Below are 16,256 nucleotides of genomic sequence, written 5' to 3' on the forward strand. Positions count from 1 at the left end.
ACCTGTCTTGTCGATCGTCAGTCCCGGCGTCTGGTCCGGCGGCACGACGACCGTATCCGGCGGGCTATCGATCGGCGGGCCGGACGGCGGCGTGCCGGTGCCGGTCGCCGTGTTCTCGACCTGACCCGCGTCGATGTCGGCCTGGGTCGGCGTATAGGTCGCGGTAAAGGTAGCGGTTCCGCCGGGCGCCAGCGTCTGCGGACCGGGCGTTACCGAAATCCCGGCATTGGCAAGCAGCGGATCGTCGACGGTCACGCCCGTCATCGTCACCGCCCCGGTATTGCGGACCAGGAAGGAGTAGCTGATCGTTTCTCCGAGATCGATGAGCCCGTCGCCATCGGCATCGTTCAGCACGCCGGTCTTCTCGATCGTCAGCCCCGGCGTTTGGTCCGGCGGCACGACGACCGTATCCGGCGGGCTGTCGATCGGCGGGCCGGACGGCGGCGTACCGGTGCCGGTGGCGGTGTTTGACACCTGTCCTGCATCGATGTCGGCCTGTGTCGGCGTATAGGTCGCCGTAAACGTCGCCGTCCCGCCGGGCGCCAAAGTCTGCGGGCCTGGGGACACGGAAACACCGGCATTCGTGAGCAGCGGATCGTCCACCGTGACATCGGTCAGCGTCACATTGCCGGTATTCTCCACGACAAAGCTGTAGCTGATCGTCTCGCCGGCATCGATGAGCCCATCACCGTCGAGGTCGTTGAGCGTGCCGGTCTTCTCGATCGTCAGTGCCGGAGCCGCAGCGGTGTCCGTGTCCGTTGCCGAATTGTTGCTCGTATCGGGGTCAGGCACGCTCGAGGGATTGGCTACCGTAGCGGCGTTCACCAGATCGCCGGTGAAGTCCGCTGGCACCGTCAAGGTCAATTCGAAGGTGACGGAGCTGCCTGCGGGCAGGCTCACCTTGACGTCGCTAATGGCGCCTGTGCCGCTCGCCGTCCCACAGACACCGCCATTCGTTGCGCCGCCGCAAGTCCAGCTCGCCCCGGTGATACCGGCGGGCAGCGGATCGTTTACCGACGCGTTCTGAACGCCGAACGGACCGCTGTTCGAGACCACCATCGTGTAGGGGACGTTGGTGCCCGGCGTATAGGTGTTGCTGCCGTCGGTCTTGGTGATCTGCGTGTCGGCGGGAAGACTTACAGCCGTGATAGGGCATTTGGCACCGTCGCCGGCACCCGATGGCGCATCCGAAATGAGTGTCGCCACGCCTGTTGCAAGGTCGAACTGATAGAACCCGCCGCTATTGTAACGGCCAAAGATACCGTTCGAGGCGCTGATCAACGATCCGAACGCGTCCACGGAAAGACCCGACTGCCCGATGGCAGTTACCGCTCCCGTCGTCGGATTGATCGAATAGAAGATGCCCGAAGTGCTATCATGCGTATAGATGAGCCCGTTGTGCCAGGCCAGGTCCGCGTTCGAGATCGTGCGGTTGAGCGGAATGCTGGTAGCCGTCCGGGTGGTCAGATCCACGCGCCACATCACGTTGGAGGCGGAGTTCTCCTTCACATAGTAGTAGCCGTCCGGGCCCACAACACCCGAGGCTACCTGCCCCGAACCGTTATTGATGCCGCCGCCGACGATGGGACCCTGGTCGCTGACGGAACCGTTGCTGCCGATCCGCAACAGGCGGTATCTGCTCGTGGTGCTGTCCCAGCGCGTCGCGTAAATATAGTTGCTGACAACGTCGTAGCCCATCGCATTGTAGCCGGGGCTGTTCACTGCGCCGATTCCGGGAAAGGTGAACGGATTGGTGCTGGTATCGGCCCGATGAAGCCGCGTGGGCGCATTGATTCCGAAATACATCGTCGAATCGCACACGAAGTTCGGCTGGGTGCCGAACGTGACCGAGGTGCTGCCTGGCGGGTTGATGCCGACGGCCGACGTGATGTTCGATGCGTCGTTGGTATAGGTTCCGGCGGAACTGGACGTTACCGGCACGGTCGCCGTGCACGAAGCCATGCCGGCGGTGAGATTTCCCGAGACGTCTATGGTCGATCCACCGACGGCTGCCGTCACGACACCCGATGGGCAGGTCGTGCTGATCTCATCGGATGCCACCCTCAGGCCGACCGGAAGAGCATCCGTGAACGACCACCCGGTCTTTGCCCCCAACTCGCTGGTGTTGGTGATCGTGAATGTCAGGGTCGACACGCCCCCGACGGCCACGCTGGTCGGGCCGAACTCCTTGTCGAGCTGCGGCGTTGCATCGAGGACGCTGACATTGTCGAACGCGTGGTCGTTACCGGTCCCGCTGCCGTTGTTGTTGACCATGCGGATGCCGAAGGAGGCGCCGCTGATCAGCACCGCACCGTTAGACGCGTAGGTTCCCGTGGTAATCGTGGAAGCCGGCGCGCCGCCGAGCGCTGGCGGCGTCTGTGTCGTTCCACTTGAGCAGCCGTTGATCTGCGTGCCTGCCGGCGTAGCGTTGCCTGCTTCGTTCACGAGTGAGAATTGCAGCAGCGGCGGAGATACCTGACAATTGACGGCCGCGACATCGACACTGAAGGTCAAGAAACGATTGCTTGTGGGGAATGCTATATTCGTTGCCGTCTGGAACTCTACAAGTCCGGCGCCAGGATTGCCTGCGGTCATGGCCGAAACCGCAAAATTGCCCTGTGCGGTGGCCTGCGTCTGGCCTGCATGAAGTCCAAGCGCCCAGGAAAGGCGCTGAACCGTGTTCCAGGTCGCTGTATTCGTGCATTCCGTGGCACCGGCTGGGCCGGCAGCAGTTGTCGACTGGTTGGCGGAGGCGATCCAGCCATTGCAGTTCGTCAGCCATTTCGGATCGGCCGTGTAGGTCTGGCCGGAAGTGCTGGTGTAGGTGTTCAGCTTGACGATCGGGGTGGGGCCGGGCCGGTTCTGGAAGTTATCCGCATAGATCGCAACGGGAGCCTGCGGAACGCCGGGCGTTCCCGGATCTGCCGATGCATCGAACGGAAGCGCGACGCTGCCGAGCAGGGCCAATGCCGGAAAACCGAAAGCCGAAAGCTTCGTTGATAGCGACGGCGACGCGCCGGCTCGCGATCCCGCGCCCGAAAACCGGTCTTTTCGATTGTGTTTTTTTGCATCCGCAACATGCCTCGAGCGTGTACGTCGATCATCAGATGCGATCTCTGCTATGCTGCACGAATGACGCGCGATATCGCGCAGCGAAATTGGCTTCCGCATGCAAAGTCCCCTCGTCGAATTAAGCTATCCTCAACCAGGGGTCCCGATATCGCTCGCGGCTATAAAGTTAGGTCCGCCAAGTGCCGCGATTGATTCCCCAGAACGGATAGCGCCGCATCGATAGGGGTGCATAGGCCGGAGTGATTTGTCTTTCAGGAAACCAATATCTTTTGCAGAATCTTCCGATATGGATGAAAAAAATCTCCGCTGCCCTCCCTTTAGTTGCCAACGCGTTAAGCGCCGCAAGCCGTTTCTCCCGGAACGGAACAGGGAAGGAGCGACCTAACAGTTGCCAAATGCCACGCCTTGGAGATCGGCTGTAAGGGCGTCGGCGCGACCACCGCGTTTCCTTCCTCCAGCGTCACTGATCATCCGGCAACTTTCGCTTCCGTTACGGCAACAAGCGCTGAAGAGAGGATAAAGTCGAAACGGGCGTTCGCACATTCTTGCTGCCGACCGCTCAGTTGCAGCCGCCGGCCTTGGCGCCGTAAAGCCTTTTGCATCCGCCCGTTCGATAAGCGCGACTTGCCGCGAGGCCATGTTCATCTGCTCGATACAGGCCATTTCGCGCTGGAGACGCACGCGGGCGAGATCGCGGCGATCATGCGCACCTTCCTAACCGAGCATCTCTAGAACGCCGCGCCCCAGGCTGGGACCCACCCGCTCTTGACATTCGTTCGCTACCTTGCAATTATTGTATGGTAGCGAACGAAATGGCGAGACTTTCACATGCGGGATCAGGCGAACACCGAGCACCTCTCCGTGGGAGCGTGGACGAAGCGGTGCTACTTCGCGGGCCGCGCCCTTATGGACGCAACCTTGCGGCCCTACGATCTGGGATCCACGCAATGGTACGTTCTCTGGCATCTCGCGAACCACGGCCCGTCCGTTCAGCGCGACCTCGGACGCGCCCTCGAACTCGAACGGGCGACCTTGAGCGGCATCATCGCGACCCTCGTCCGCAAAGACCTGGTCGAGCAGACCTCGATCGGAGAAGATCAGCGTCAGCGTCTGCTGACGTTGACAGCCGCAGGTAAGGCGCTGTGGCGCAAACTTCCCGATCTTTCTTTCATTCACGAAGCTGCTTTCGGCGGCATCGATGAGGCCGAGCTGGCCACGACCATCCGTGTCCTGCGATCGGCGACCGAACGACTGCAGAACCTGTTGCGAAAGGATTGAGCAGATGACCGTACTGATAACCGGAGCCACTGGGCTCGTTGGCGAACGACTTCTTCCGCGGCTGGTGGAAGCCGGGTTTGCCTGCCGTGCCTTGCTCCGGGCGGGCAAAGCCTGCCCTGATGGCATAGAGGCCATGACGGGCGATATTCTCGACCCTTCGACCCTCCCGAACGCCGTGCATGGCGTTTCCGCCATCGTGCACCTTGCCGCGGTGTTTCGCACGCAGGACACCGATCTCATCTGGAAAAGCAACCTCGATGGGACACGCAACCTGATTGCCGCCGCGAAGGCTCATGCTCCCGACGCGCGGTTCATCCTGTCGAGCACCAGCCATGTCTACAACAACGACAATCCCCATCCGGGACGAGAAGACGATCCGGTCGATCCACAGCACGCCTATCCGGCGAGCAAGGTGGCCGCAGAGAAGGAACTGCGCGAAAGCGGTTTGAACTGGTCCATCGTCCGGTTTCCATTCGTGTATGGCGACGGCGACGGACATCTCGAATCTCTTCCCAAATACGTCGGCACCTGGCATCCGGCGCAACGAATGAGCACGATTCACCATCGTGACATCGCCAAGGCGATCAAGCTTGCACTGAACGGTACATTCGATCGCCGTATCGTGAACGTTGCGGACGAGGCGCCCTCGTCCATCTACGAGCTCGCGGGTCTGCTGGGTAACCGGTTGGAATCAAGGTTCGAGTCTCTCCCAAATCCGTGGTATCTGCATGTTGACACGTCTCTCGCCCGCAGCCTGGGTTTTCGACCCAGCGTCCGAACCGTTTATCAGGCCCAGCAAGAGGGTTTGATGTGACAAGTATCGCAGGATCGCGGCCCAACTCCGAGCCGATCATTTCGGCCTTCGGCGGTGTCTGGTCTGGCTCCGCGATGGACGTAATGGGCCCCCCGGACCTTATCAATCGGTCGTCTGCCGCCCCCTGGCACCAGCCCACGGCCTAGGTTAGGCAGCCACGGGCGAGATCGCGGCCGTCGGTGGTTCATGACCGTTTCGTCGACCAAAAGGTCGCAAGCTTTGACATGCGCGGATCGCATGCATCCTTGCGGGCGGTCAAAGCGGCAAGAACCTGGGTCGTACCGGAGACCCTGGGAATGGCGGCTGCGGCCGCCTTGCCCATTTCCTTCGGCGTCGCCGCGATCGAAGCATCGGCTCGTCGCAGCGATCAGGGATACGTAGGTGGCACAGCGCCTTTTAGGCCCCTTGTTCCATGGCTTCGAGCGATTTTGCGGGCAGCGGGACGCGCTCTAGCAGCGGATGCACCTTGTTCAAGAACTCGGGGCTTCCACATGCGAAACGAAGCTTCGATGACAGGTCGATCCCATCCCAATCGATCGTGTGCAAGATACCGAGATTGTCGAGGATCGGCAGTGCTGCCATCACATCCCAGGTCGAATCCCCAAGCGACAGATAGCCATCCGTTTCGCCCATCGCCACTTCGACCAGCGAAATCGTGGCTGCCCCTCCGACGCGGAAGCTGATGCCAAGGTCGTCCGAGATGAAGCGTATGACTTCAAGCCGGTCAGCCGTCGATACCGAGGGATGGAAGCTCAACCCGATCGAGGCTCGCGACATGTCGAGGGCGGGAAGCGGCTTGACCGGTTTGCCGTTGAGCCGTGTCGGCACCGTCTTGCCTCCGACGAGGGTCAGGCCCCGTGCAGGCGCATGGATCACTCCGAATACCGGCCGACGGCTTTCGTAAATACCGATGGAAACCGCCCAGTTCTGGCCGCCCCGGACGAAGTTGAATGTCCCGTCGATTGGATCGATAACCCAGATACGACCGGAGGTTCCGGGGATTTCTCCGCCCTCCTCGCCGAAGATGCCGTCATCGGGAAAGGCTTCCTGCAGTCTGGCGATCAGCAGTTCCTCAACCTGCTTGTCGGCCTCGGTCACGAGATCGAGGTGACCTTTTTTCTCGACTGGCAGGCTCGCCAGCGATTGAAAGTAGGTCAGGGCCAGCTTTCCGGCCTCCCTTGCGATGTCCTCGACGACAGCCTTGACCGCGCAAGCGGCCGAGGCCGAGTTATGCATATCAGCCACGGGCTCTATCCCTGAGCCTTGTCACTTGCGCCACGTCGTCGCCGAGAAGCTGGTCCAGTTGGCCCTCGCGAACCCATTGCACGACCTGGGCTTCGATATCGGTGCCGTATTGCATGAGCTTCTCGTGATACAGGGCCGGCAGGTAGGTGAATACGGCGAAACCATCCTCATGAAGCTGGTGTGCCTCGCCGCTGGCGAAGTGGTAGACCTCGATGTTCATCGCATCGAGATTCGCCTGCCGGGCAATGGCGGCGGGGTCGATCAGTCGGGAGTGCATCAGGCCAACGGTCGGCACTTCAGGGATCGCTTCCTTCACCGCCTTCAGCTGAACGTAGTCGAACGAGGAAAACTGCAGAAGGTCGGCGCAGCCCAATTCATCGATAAGCGTCCTCAGCTTCGGGAAGAAGACGTCATTGCGGTCGTAGATCTTCAGCTCGAGCTGATAGATGATGCCGAGCTCGCGGGCGAGCTGCAGCGCATCCCTGAGAAGCGGCACCCGTTCTCCGGCGAATTCCTCGCTGAACCAACTCCCCGCATCAAGCCTGGATATCTCCGAATACGTCATCTTTTGCACGATACCGTGACCGTTGGTGGTCCGGTCGACGGTCTTGTCGTGCATCAGCACCAGTTCACCATCGCTCGTGATGCCGAGATCGGTCTCGCACGTGACGAGGCGGCCGGCGTATTCAAAAGCCTTTCGAAACGCGGCGAGCGTGTTTTCCGGAGCGCCTGCGCTATGACCGCGATGGCCGCCAAGGCGCATCGTCTCAATGGTCATTCTAAGCGGATTCATCATATTTTCCTTTTCGTTAGCGGAGCCGCGCATCGAGGCGATCGCGCAGGTAGTCCCCGAGCAGACTGATGGAGAGGGTCGTGAGGACGATGACCGCACCGGGGAAAGCTGCGAGCCACCAGGCGATCGCCAGATAGTTCCGGCCGTCGGCCACCATCAGTCCCAGGCTTGTTTCCGGCGGCTGGATGCCGAGCCCAAGGAAACTCAAGCCGCTTTCCAGCAGGATGATTTCAGGGAAGTTCACGGTGAACTGCACGATGAGCGGGCCGGCGATGTTCGGCAGCATGTGACGGAGGTAAATGCGCATCGACGGGACGCCGACAATGCGGGCCGCTTCCGCATAGCCCTCTTCCTTGGCGCTGATGACCAGGCCGCGCGTCAATCGCGCATAACGTTCCCAGCTCGCGAAACCGACGAGAAAGACAAACAGCAGCGGGCTGGTTCCGAACAGGGCGAGCACGCTGAGGGCGACGATGATGAAAGGCACCGCCGCCATCGCATCGGCGAAGCCCATGATGGCGTTGTCCACCCAGCCGCCGAAATGGGCGGAGAGCAGGCCGAGGCTTATTCCGATCAACGCGCAGATCACCGATCCCACCAGCGCGATCATCAAGGTCGTCTGGGTGGCGACCAGCAGGTTGCTGACCACATCCCGCCCCAGATAGTCGGTCCCGAGCAGATGCGCGGCAGATATGAATGGGCGCGCGAACCGTGCCAGAGGATCCTGATGCGTATAGTCGTAAGGTGCCGACCAGTGGGCCGTAATGCCGATGATCACCGCGATGGCGATCCATGCGCAGCACAGGGCGATGCTGGCTGGCATGCGGTGGAACGGCGTCCACACCATGCTCCTGAACGAGCGGAATGATGTCGCAACCGCCATGTCAATGCTTCCTGATTTTCGGATCGAGGACCGCGTAAAGGACGTCGACGATCAGATTGACGGCAACCATGAAGGCTGTGAACAGCACGATCATCGCCTGTACCACGGGCAGGTCGCCGGTGTTCGTCGCATTCACGAAACCGCTGCCGAGGCCGGGCCAGGCGAACACGGGCTCGATGAGCGCAGAACCGCCGAGCAGGCCACCGGCAACGAAGCCGAGCGTGGTCACCATCGGGATCGCGGCGTTCGGAAGCGCGTGACGGATAATGATCTCCCAGCGCGGAATGCCGTCGGCGCGGGCGGCTGCGATATAGGGCTGGCCCAGCACGTCGATCAGGGTCGAGCGCATGAAGCGCGCCACCGCAGCTGCATTGAATAGGGCGAAAGTCGCGACGGGCAGGATTGCATGGTTCCAGGTCGAACTGCCGGAACTCGGCAGCACCCGAAGCCAGACGGCGAAGACGAAGATGAAGGTCAGGCCGAGCAGGAAGTTGGGAACGCTATAGCCCAGCACAGCGCCGGCCATGACGCCTTTGTCGAGCGCGGTCTCTCGGCGCATCGCCGCAAGGATTCCGGCAGGTATGCCGATCAGCATGCTGACGATGAAGGCCGACACCGTTACGATCAGGGTTTTCGGAATACGCTCGCTAACGACCGTGAAAACCTCGCGGCCGTCCGCGAACGAGACCCCGAAATCGCCACGAAGGACGTTGGTGACATAGTACAGATATTGTTCGGGGATCGACCGATCCAGGCCCCATTTGGCGTTGAAGGCAGCCAGGGCTTCGGGACCCGCATTGTCGGATAGCATCTGCTGGGCGGGATCTCCGCTCAGGCGCAGAACGATGAAGACCAGCGTGACGGTGAACACGAGTACCGCAATCGCTCGAACCAGGCGAGCAAGGATAAAGGCCGTCACAGTGCCATCTCCTTCTGTGATGCCGTCCCCCTCTCCGTCACCATGTCGATTTGCGGTGCTATCGATCGCGGGAATTCCTCGGCACGATGACATGCGGCATGCTGGCTGGCGCCATGTGCTGGAATTGGACGGAGTTCGGGTGTTTCAATAGCGCACCTGTCGATCGCGAAGGGACAGCGTGACCAGAAAGAGCAGCCCTGCGATATTTTCGACGCGTCGAGTTCCCCCTTGATCGGCGGCTCGATATTGCGAACTGTCGAGTCCATGGTCGGGACCGAGGCGAGGAGCGCCCGCGTATAGGGATGGCGCGGCCATTCGTAGACGGATCTGATGTCGCCGGTCTCGACGACGCGGCCGAGATACATGACGGCGATGCGGTCGACGAGATGACGAACAATGCGCAGGTCGTGGGTGATGAAGACATAGGCGAGATCGAGCTCCTGCCAGAGCGATCGTAGAAGCGCGACGACCTGGGCCTGAACCGATACGTCGAGAGCGGATACCGCCTCGTCGAAGACGACCAGTTTCGGGTCGAGGACCAGAGCTCGGGCAATCACGACACGCTGTCGCTGGCCACCCGACATCTGGTGGGGATAACGGGTCATCATCGCGCTCGACAGGCCGACGCGCTCAAGCATTGCGGCGACATGTTCGTAAGCGCCCGCCCGGCCAGCGATACGATGGACCAGAAGTCCTTCCGCGACCTGCTGTCCGATGGTCATCTGCGGGTTGAGGGCGGAGAGCGGGTTCTGTTGCACCAGGGAGGTGCGAACCCGAAACTCTTTCCAGTCCCGCGCGCGGCGCTGCTTGTGGTTGATGCCTTCAAACCACACGTCGCCCTGCGTGGGCTCCGTCAATCCGAGCAGAAGCCGGCCGAGTGTCGACTTGCCGCTTCCGGATTCGCCAACGACGCCGATGCGTTCACGAACTGCAAGTTCAAAGCCGATCGAGTTCACCGCGAGCTGAGTGGTCGGCCGTGCGAAGAGCCCGGTCTTGTGGCGGAATGCCTTGGTCAGGCCGCTGGCTTGAAGAAGAGGAGTGCTCATGCCGCCACCGGATGGTAACAGGAGGCCTCGTGGGCGAAGCCGATGTTAGCGGGCGCCGGGAAGCGGGCGGAGCATTCGCCGCTCGCACGCGAACAGCGCGGGTGGAAATGGCACCCTTCCGGAAGGCTGTCGAGAAGCGGGACGGAGCCAGGAATCGGAACCGGCGGTGCGAGGTCATCCGGATCGATGCTCGGCATGCAGTCGATTAGCGCGCGCGCATAAGGGTGCGACGGTCGCTCAAGCAGTTCGGCGACGGATGCGGTCTCGACGATCTTGCCGCAATACATCACGGCCGCCCTGTCGGCGAGGCGGGCGATGACACCGAGATCGTGCGATACGATCATCAGCGACATGCCGGTTTCCGCCTTCAACTCTTCCAGCAAATGCAGGATCTGGGCCTGCATGGTAACGTCGAGCGCCGTCGTCGGCTCATCGGCAATCAGCAACTGGGGCTTGGCTGCAAGCGCGTGGGCAATCATGACGCGCTGGTTCATGCCGCCGGAGAACTGGTGCGGATAGGCACGCAGCCGGCTCCTGGCGCGGTCGATGCCGACGCGCTCCAGAAGTCGCATGGCCTCCATCCGGGCATCCCTGCCCTTCAGGCCCTGGTGGCGGTAGAGCGCCGATTCCAGATAATAGCCGATTGTATGGACGGGATTGAGGCTGCTGGTCGGGTCCTGAAAGATCATCGCGATTTTCGGTACAGCCGGCTTGCGGGTGCTCGGGCCACCGGGTTCGAAGGTCACGCTGCCGCCGCTACGAACGATGCCGCGCGGAAGCATATTGGCCACCGCACAGCAGGTCACGCTCTTGCCGCAGCCGGATTCGCCGACGAGACCGAGCGTCTGGCCTGCCTCCAGAGAGAAGCTGATGCCGTCGAGGATTTTTATGTTCCGCGCCGGGACCTCGACGACGAGGTCGCGAACGGTCAAGAGTTTGGACATGGCGAATCTCCAGGCGCGGTGCGCACGGATGCGCACCGCCGGTTCGACAGGTTAGGCTCAGCCGAAGGTAAGGTTGTCGCGGAATTCCATCATCTCGAAGCTGATCGGCTTCCAGTGAACGTCCTTGCGGGCCGCGTAGACATCGAAGGGCTGGTAGAGGATCACGGCCGGCGCTTCTTCTTCGAAGATGTCGCGGAGGCGGTTGAAGGCGTCGAAACGCTCCTTGCCGTCAGGCATCTGCGATACCTTCGTGCACAGTTCGTTGAATTCCGCCGGAGCCTTCCAGCCCCACCGCTTCTGAACCTGGCCTTTGGGTCCGAATTCGCAGATCATCGTGGCCCAGGCATCTGTCATCCACTGGCCGTTGGACCAGTTGCGCATATAGCTGTCCTGATCCTTCGGTGCTCCGCCCGGTGCATAGACTTTCGGCACCACGGTAACGCCGATCTGCTTCCACATCTCGATCATCATCATCAAGGCGGGAATGGCGTTGGCATAATAGTTGCCCATCGTGTGATAGGTAATCGGCGTGCCGTCGTAGCCGCTTTCCTTTACCAGGCGCTTGGCTTCCTCGACGTTGTAATCCATGGCGCGGCGGTTCGGATCGAAGGTCTTGCCATAGTTCGGGAAGTTGAAGCCGTGTGGGATCGTCGCCTTGTTCTTCCAGAGGGATTCGACGATCAACGGACGATTGACCGCAAGCGCCAGTGCGCGACGAAGGGTCTTCGACTGAAAGACGGACTGGTTCATATTGAAGGTGAACATGTGGAAGTTTTCGACGATATTTCCACGCGTCTCCAGGTCAGGGTAGCTGTTGATCATCGCCATATCGTCCGGCGTCAGCGTCGTAACGATATCGTATTCGCGGCTGATCAGTCCGGCGACACGCGTAGCCGGCTCCGCAACGAGCTGGTAGGTGATTTTCGATGCGGTCGGCTTCAGCCCCCAATAGGCGTCGTTGGCTTCCACGACGACACGGTCGTTGGCGACGAATTCCACGAACTTATATGGACCCGTGCCGATCGGCTTGTTGCCAAAGGCAACCGTTCCGAGCTTCTTGTAATATTCCTTGGGAACGATGCGTCCCATCCAGGATGCCACGTAGGATTCGGTCAGAGGGGTGGGAGTCTTGGTGCGCAGTACGACGGTGTACTTGTCCTCGACAACGGGCTCGTCGAAATCGAGCGAGTAGGAACCGCCGAGCGGGATCGTCTTGATCGCTTCCGGACCCCATAACCGTTCCGAGGAGAAGGTGTAGGCGACATCGTCTGCCGTCATCTCGACGCCATCGTGGAACATGACCTTCTGGCGCAGCTTGAAACGCACCGACTTGTCGTCGATCCGCTCCCAGCTTTCGGCCAGCGAAGGCATCAGATCAATGCCATTGCCCGGCGCGCCCTTGCCGAAAAAGTCGCGCACGAGGAGCGTGTCGAAAATCTGGTTGACGATGCGAGGGCCGACATTGCTGATGGCGTTGATCGGCTCCAGCGTAACCGGGATCCCGTTGACGCCGATTTTCAGCGCGCGGCGCTCGGCAGCGAAGGAGAACCTGGCACCCGCTGTCGAGGCGAGTGCCGTGACGCTTGCGCCGATCATGAACTTTCTACGGTTGGTCTTGAGCATCTGCTCTCTCCTGGTTGGAAGATGCTGTTGATGGAAACTTGGATTTGCCTAGTTCGCGATGACGAACTTCTTCCGCAGCTTCTCCGGCGCGGCATCGATGATGGATTTCGTGCCGGAGTCGGTTACGATGACGCCGACGTCTTCGATCTTCGCGACGACTGAAAGGCTGTATTTTGTGAACTTGGAATGATCCGCCACGACGATCACCCGCCTCGACACCTCGATCATGGCGCGAGCCACACTCGCGTTCACCGGTGAGACCGTGCAGATCAATCCGCGATCGACATCGATCGACGCGGCGTTGAGGATGAGCTTGTCGACATTGAACTGGCGAATGAACTGCTCCGCCAACGGTCCCCGGAAGGACCGGTTCGTTTCGGTATATTCGCCTCCGACCGAATAGATGCTCTGCCCGTCGACACGCGTCAGTTCGGCGACGATGTCGAGACCGTTCGAGATGAACGTGAGGCTGCTTCGTCCGGTTAGCTTCTTGGCGACTTCCAGCGCGGTGGTGCCGGCATCGAGGAGCACCGTGTCGCCATCGACGACCATTCCGGCAACGACCGCGGCGATGGCGGCTTTCTCCGTCTGTTTCCAGACCAGACGCGCGGCATTCGTCACATCGAGCGCAACCTGGTTGAGATTGACGGCGCCGCCATGCGTCCTGCGCAGAAGGCCGGCCTCCTCGAGCTCACCCAGGTCGCGGCGAACGGTCGCCACCGAAATATCGAAGCGCTCCGTCAGAGTGCGAATGTCGACGAAGTTCCGTTCGCGCAACAGCTCGACGATTTTCGCCTGACGATCTTCCGCTTGAGTCAGCACCGGCTTACCCCATGTCACCAAATTGACGCATATCGCTCATTCGTGTGAGCGATATCTATCTTCCTTGAATGACATTCACATGACGGAAGGGCCGAAATTGAAGGCGATGACCGTGAAAAGATATTCGCTGGCAGGGAATGATCGAAAACGATCATTTTTGTTGGATGAGAACCTTTGCGCGAAATACTGGTGGTTCAAACAACACGAGGATATCGATGCGATAAGGCTTTGGAGCAGCGCCAGTCGCAAAAAACTGGAGGAACCGACCTCGGGATCTTGTTAACCCCGCGTCCTTGCACTTCTGCAAAATCGAAGACCAAGAACCGAGTCGCTGCCGGCCCCATCTATTTCCTCTTTTGTTCGTTGATGAGATCAACGAAGGCGCGCAGCTTGGCGGGCATGTGTCGGCCTTGAGGATAGTAGAGATGAAGCCCGGGGTAAGCTGGGCACCAGTCTTCCAGCACCGGCACAAGTCGACCAGCGGCGATATGCAGGGCCACGGAATGCTCGCCGAGATAAGCGAGGCCGGCACCCGAAAGAGCCGCGTCCAGAATCAGGCCGGTCTCGTCCAGCGTGAGATTTCCCGGAACATCGACCATCTGCGCCTCGCCCCGCCGTTCGAACTCCCAGCGGTAAAGCCGACCGCTTGTCATGCGCATCTGGATACAGCGATGATGCAACAGATCGCTCGGAACGGCCGGCTTGGGCCGCTCCTCGAAATATTCGGGTGACGCGACAACGAGGGAACGGAGTGTCGGGATAATCGGGACGGCTACCATGTCGGGCGAGATCGACTCGGCAAGTCGGATACCGGCATCGAACCCCTTGCCGATAATGTCGACAAGCGCATTCTCGGTTACCACCTCGAGATCGACCTCCGGATAGCGGTGGTTATATTCGAGAATGAGGGGCTGAAGCAGCATTCGCGCAGCGCCGGGCGCCATGTTGAGCCGAAGCCTGCCCGAAGGACGAGCGGAGTGTTCGCCCGCGTGTTCGATCGCGTTTTCGATTGAACGTAATGCCGGCGCGATCTCCAAGAGGAACTGCTCGCCCGCTGCCGACAGCGCGACGCTGCGCGTGGTTCGATTGAAGAAGCGAACCGACAGACGTTCTTCCAGAGCGGCGATCGCATGGCTGAGGGCCGATGACGACATGCCGAGTTCCCGTGCGGCGGCACGAAAACCTCCATGGCGCGCCACCGCGGCAACCGCTTGAAGTTCAATCAGGCTCGCCCTCATTGCTCGATATAGCTCATCAGTCTGTCAAACTTTATCCTACTACAAACAACAGATAGCGCACGCCATTTCTTCCGTGAAGGCAACATGGGAGAATGAAATGCGTATAATCGACAAGATCTATATCGACGGGGCGTTCGTCGAACCTCACGGCCGGGAATGGGCGCCGCTCTTCAATCCGGCGATCGAGGAGCAGATCGGCACCGTTCGTCTCGCCGACGCGCAAGATGCCGAACGCGCCGTGACTGCGGCGAAGCGCGCTTTCCCGGCATTCTCCACAACGACGAAGGCGGAGCGGATCGACATGCTGAAGCGGCTACATGCCGCGGTCGCGGCGCGGGCAAGCGATCTTGTCGACGCCATGCGCGAGGAATATGGCGCACCGTCCACATTCATTGATTTCGCAGCGCCGCGGGCAGGCAACGTCTTTCTCGACATGGCGAACACGCTGGAGAGCTACGATTTCCGGCGCCATATCGGTCGCGCCGAGGTGGAGATGCGTCCCTCCGGTGTCGCCGTGGCAATCACACCGTGGAACAGCAACTACAGCTTCATCTGCGGCAAGCTTTCGGCGGCAATCGCTGCGGGAGCAACCATGGTCATCAAGCCCTCGGAAATGAGTGCGATCCAGACGCAGGTGGTGACTGAATGCTTGCACCAGGCGGGCTTGTCGAAAGGGGTGCTCAACATCGTAACCGGCTACGGCAATGTCGTCGGGTCAGCCCTGACCGCGCATCGTGACGTTTCCAAGGTTACGTTTACCGGCTCGACCGCCACCGGCCGGGCAATCGTCCACTCGGCAGCGGCGACGATGAAACGGGTGACCATGGAACTCGGCGGCAAGAGCCCGAGCATCATTCTGGATGATGCCGATCTGGATGTGGCGATACCTCAAGTTCTTTCCGCCGGCTTTCTGAACAGCGGCCAGGCATGTATCGCCGGAACCCGCATCCTCGTTCCCGAGCCTATGCAGGGCGAGATCGAAGCCCGCCTCAAGAGAGCGGCCCTGGCCTTCAAGGTCGGCGATCCCGCCGACAGAGAAGTCCGTGTCGGGCCGATGGTCAGCCGCAAACAGTGGGAGCGCGTCCAGAGCTATCTGCGCCTCGGCCAGGAAGAAGGCGCCATCCTGCTGACTGGTGGCGAAGGACGCCCCGAAGGTCTCGATCGTGGCTGGTTCGTGCGGCCGACAATCTTTTCCGGTGTCAGAAACGACATGCGCATCGCCCGCGAGGAAATCTTCGGGCCGGTTCTCTCCGTCATTTCCTATCGCGACGAGGACGAGGCGATCAGGATCGCCAATGACACCGACTACGGTTTGCAGGCGCATGTCTTTTCCTCCGATCCCGATCGGGCGAAACGGGTCGCGGATCAGATCGAAGCCGGGCGGGTCATCATCAATGGCGCACCGCACGAACCGCTTGCACCCTTCGGCGGCTTCAAGCAATCCGGCTTCGGCCGCGAATTCGGAGTCTTCGGTCTCGAAGCCTTCCTCGAGCCTCGCGCGGTGATTAGGTAAGCGGCGGTCGCAGGGTGGAAGGAGCAGACCCGCCTGCCTGTACGGCCCGACGCCACGAGTAAGACG

Annotated in this window: 12 protein-coding genes and 2 pseudogenes; 4 read left to right on the forward strand and 10 right to left on the reverse strand. The window is 60.8% G+C overall.

What is annotated here, in order from left to right:
- Positions 1-2,967: pseudogene (locus JL39_RS30570) on the reverse strand (DUF11 domain-containing protein); the annotation flags it as partial.
- Positions 2,968-3,687: 720 nt separating this feature from the next.
- Here JL39_RS30570 and JL39_RS32570 point away from each other — a divergent pair.
- From JL39_RS32570 to JL39_RS18305, 3 genes and pseudogenes are all read left to right on the forward strand, one after another.
- A pseudogene (locus JL39_RS32570) lies at positions 3,688-3,804 on the forward strand (alpha/beta hydrolase); the annotation flags it as partial.
- A gap of 96 nt (positions 3,805-3,900) precedes the next feature.
- Positions 3,901-4,350 (forward strand): MarR family transcriptional regulator, encoded by a 450-nt coding sequence (locus JL39_RS18300; RefSeq protein ID WP_037153496.1) that lies wholly within the window; start codon positions 3,901-3,903, stop codon positions 4,348-4,350.
- 4 nt (positions 4,351-4,354) lie between these two features.
- Entirely contained in the window at positions 4,355-5,164 is an 810-nt protein-coding gene (locus tag JL39_RS18305; RefSeq protein WP_037153503.1) for an NAD(P)-dependent oxidoreductase, read from the forward strand.
- A 396-nt stretch (positions 5,165-5,560) separates the two neighbouring features.
- Here the strand turns inward: JL39_RS18305 and JL39_RS18310 are convergent, their stop codons facing one another.
- From JL39_RS18310 to JL39_RS18350, 9 genes are all read right to left on the reverse strand, one after another.
- Complete coding sequence (locus JL39_RS18310) at positions 5,561-6,400, reverse strand: inositol monophosphatase family protein (RefSeq protein WP_037153516.1); 840 nt, start codon at positions 6,398-6,400, stop codon at positions 5,561-5,563.
- Position 6,401: 1 nt separating this feature from the next.
- Positions 6,402-7,202, reverse strand: coding sequence for a glycerophosphodiester phosphodiesterase family protein (locus JL39_RS18315; protein ID WP_037153518.1), 801 nt, complete (start codon positions 7,200-7,202; stop codon positions 6,402-6,404).
- 16 nt (positions 7,203-7,218) lie between these two features.
- Complete coding sequence (locus tag JL39_RS18320) at positions 7,219-8,085, reverse strand: ABC transporter permease (protein ID WP_037153520.1); 867 nt, start codon at positions 8,083-8,085, stop codon at positions 7,219-7,221.
- Between the two features lies 1 nt (position 8,086).
- A complete protein-coding gene (locus tag JL39_RS18325) occupies positions 8,087-9,004 on the reverse strand; it encodes an ABC transporter permease (RefSeq protein WP_037153521.1) in 918 nt (305 codons plus the stop codon).
- Positions 9,001-10,050, reverse strand: coding sequence for an oligopeptide/dipeptide ABC transporter ATP-binding protein (locus JL39_RS18330; RefSeq protein WP_037153523.1), 1,050 nt, complete (start codon positions 10,048-10,050; stop codon positions 9,001-9,003). Before JL39_RS18330 ends, JL39_RS18325 begins: the two co-directional genes overlap by 4 nt.
- The gene (locus tag JL39_RS18335) at positions 10,047-10,994 is read right to left on the reverse strand and encodes an ABC transporter ATP-binding protein (RefSeq protein ID WP_037153525.1); all 948 of its coding nucleotides are present in this window, start codon (positions 10,992-10,994) and stop codon (positions 10,047-10,049) included. The genes JL39_RS18330 and JL39_RS18335 overlap by 4 nt, the downstream gene beginning before the upstream one ends.
- A gap of 57 nt (positions 10,995-11,051) precedes the next feature.
- The gene (locus JL39_RS18340; protein ID WP_037153537.1) at positions 11,052-12,617 is read right to left on the reverse strand and encodes an ABC transporter substrate-binding protein; all 1,566 of its coding nucleotides are present in this window, start codon (positions 12,615-12,617) and stop codon (positions 11,052-11,054) included.
- A 48-nt stretch (positions 12,618-12,665) separates the two neighbouring features.
- Positions 12,666-13,439, reverse strand: a complete 774-nt coding sequence (locus tag JL39_RS18345; RefSeq protein ID WP_037153868.1) for a DeoR/GlpR family DNA-binding transcription regulator — start codon at positions 13,437-13,439, stop codon at positions 12,666-12,668.
- 344 nt (positions 13,440-13,783) lie between these two features.
- Positions 13,784-14,677 (reverse strand): LysR family transcriptional regulator, encoded by an 894-nt coding sequence (locus JL39_RS18350; protein WP_037153540.1) that lies wholly within the window; start codon positions 14,675-14,677, stop codon positions 13,784-13,786.
- A gap of 97 nt (positions 14,678-14,774) precedes the next feature.
- Between JL39_RS18350 and JL39_RS18355 the strand changes: the two genes are divergently transcribed.
- Entirely contained in the window at positions 14,775-16,190 is a 1,416-nt protein-coding gene (locus JL39_RS18355) for an aldehyde dehydrogenase family protein (protein WP_037153543.1), read from the forward strand.
- Positions 16,191-16,256 lie beyond the last annotated feature (66 nt).

Origin of the sequence: Rhizobium sp. YS-1r (assembly GCF_000757525.1) — a bacterium.
Classification (GTDB): Bacteria; Pseudomonadota; Alphaproteobacteria; order Rhizobiales; family Rhizobiaceae; genus Neorhizobium; species Neorhizobium petrolearium.

Coding starts and splice junctions, on each gene's coding strand:
- JL39_RS18300 (WP_037153496.1), top strand. CDS start 3,901: ATGCGGGATCAGGCGAACACCGAGCACCTCTCCGTGGGAGCGTGGACG.
- JL39_RS18305 (WP_037153503.1), top strand. CDS start 4,355: ATGACCGTACTGATAACCGGAGCCACTGGGCTCGTTGGCGAACGACTT.
- JL39_RS18310 (WP_037153516.1), bottom strand. CDS start 6,400: ATGCATAACTCGGCCTCGGCCGCTTGCGCGGTCAAGGCTGTCGTCGAG.
- JL39_RS18315 (WP_037153518.1), bottom strand. CDS start 7,202: ATGAATCCGCTTAGAATGACCATTGAGACGATGCGCCTTGGCGGCCAT.
- JL39_RS18320 (WP_037153520.1), bottom strand. CDS start 8,085: ATGGCGGTTGCGACATCATTCCGCTCGTTCAGGAGCATGGTGTGGACG.
- JL39_RS18330 (WP_037153523.1), bottom strand. CDS start 10,050: ATGAGCACTCCTCTTCTTCAAGCCAGCGGCCTGACCAAGGCATTCCGC.
- JL39_RS18335 (WP_037153525.1), bottom strand. CDS start 10,994: ATGTCCAAACTCTTGACCGTTCGCGACCTCGTCGTCGAGGTCCCGGCG.
- JL39_RS18340 (WP_037153537.1), bottom strand. CDS start 12,617: ATGCTCAAGACCAACCGTAGAAAGTTCATGATCGGCGCAAGCGTCACG.
- JL39_RS18350 (WP_037153540.1), bottom strand. CDS start 14,677: ATGAGGGCGAGCCTGATTGAACTTCAAGCGGTTGCCGCGGTGGCGCGC.
- JL39_RS18355 (WP_037153543.1), top strand. CDS start 14,775: ATGCGTATAATCGACAAGATCTATATCGACGGGGCGTTCGTCGAACCT.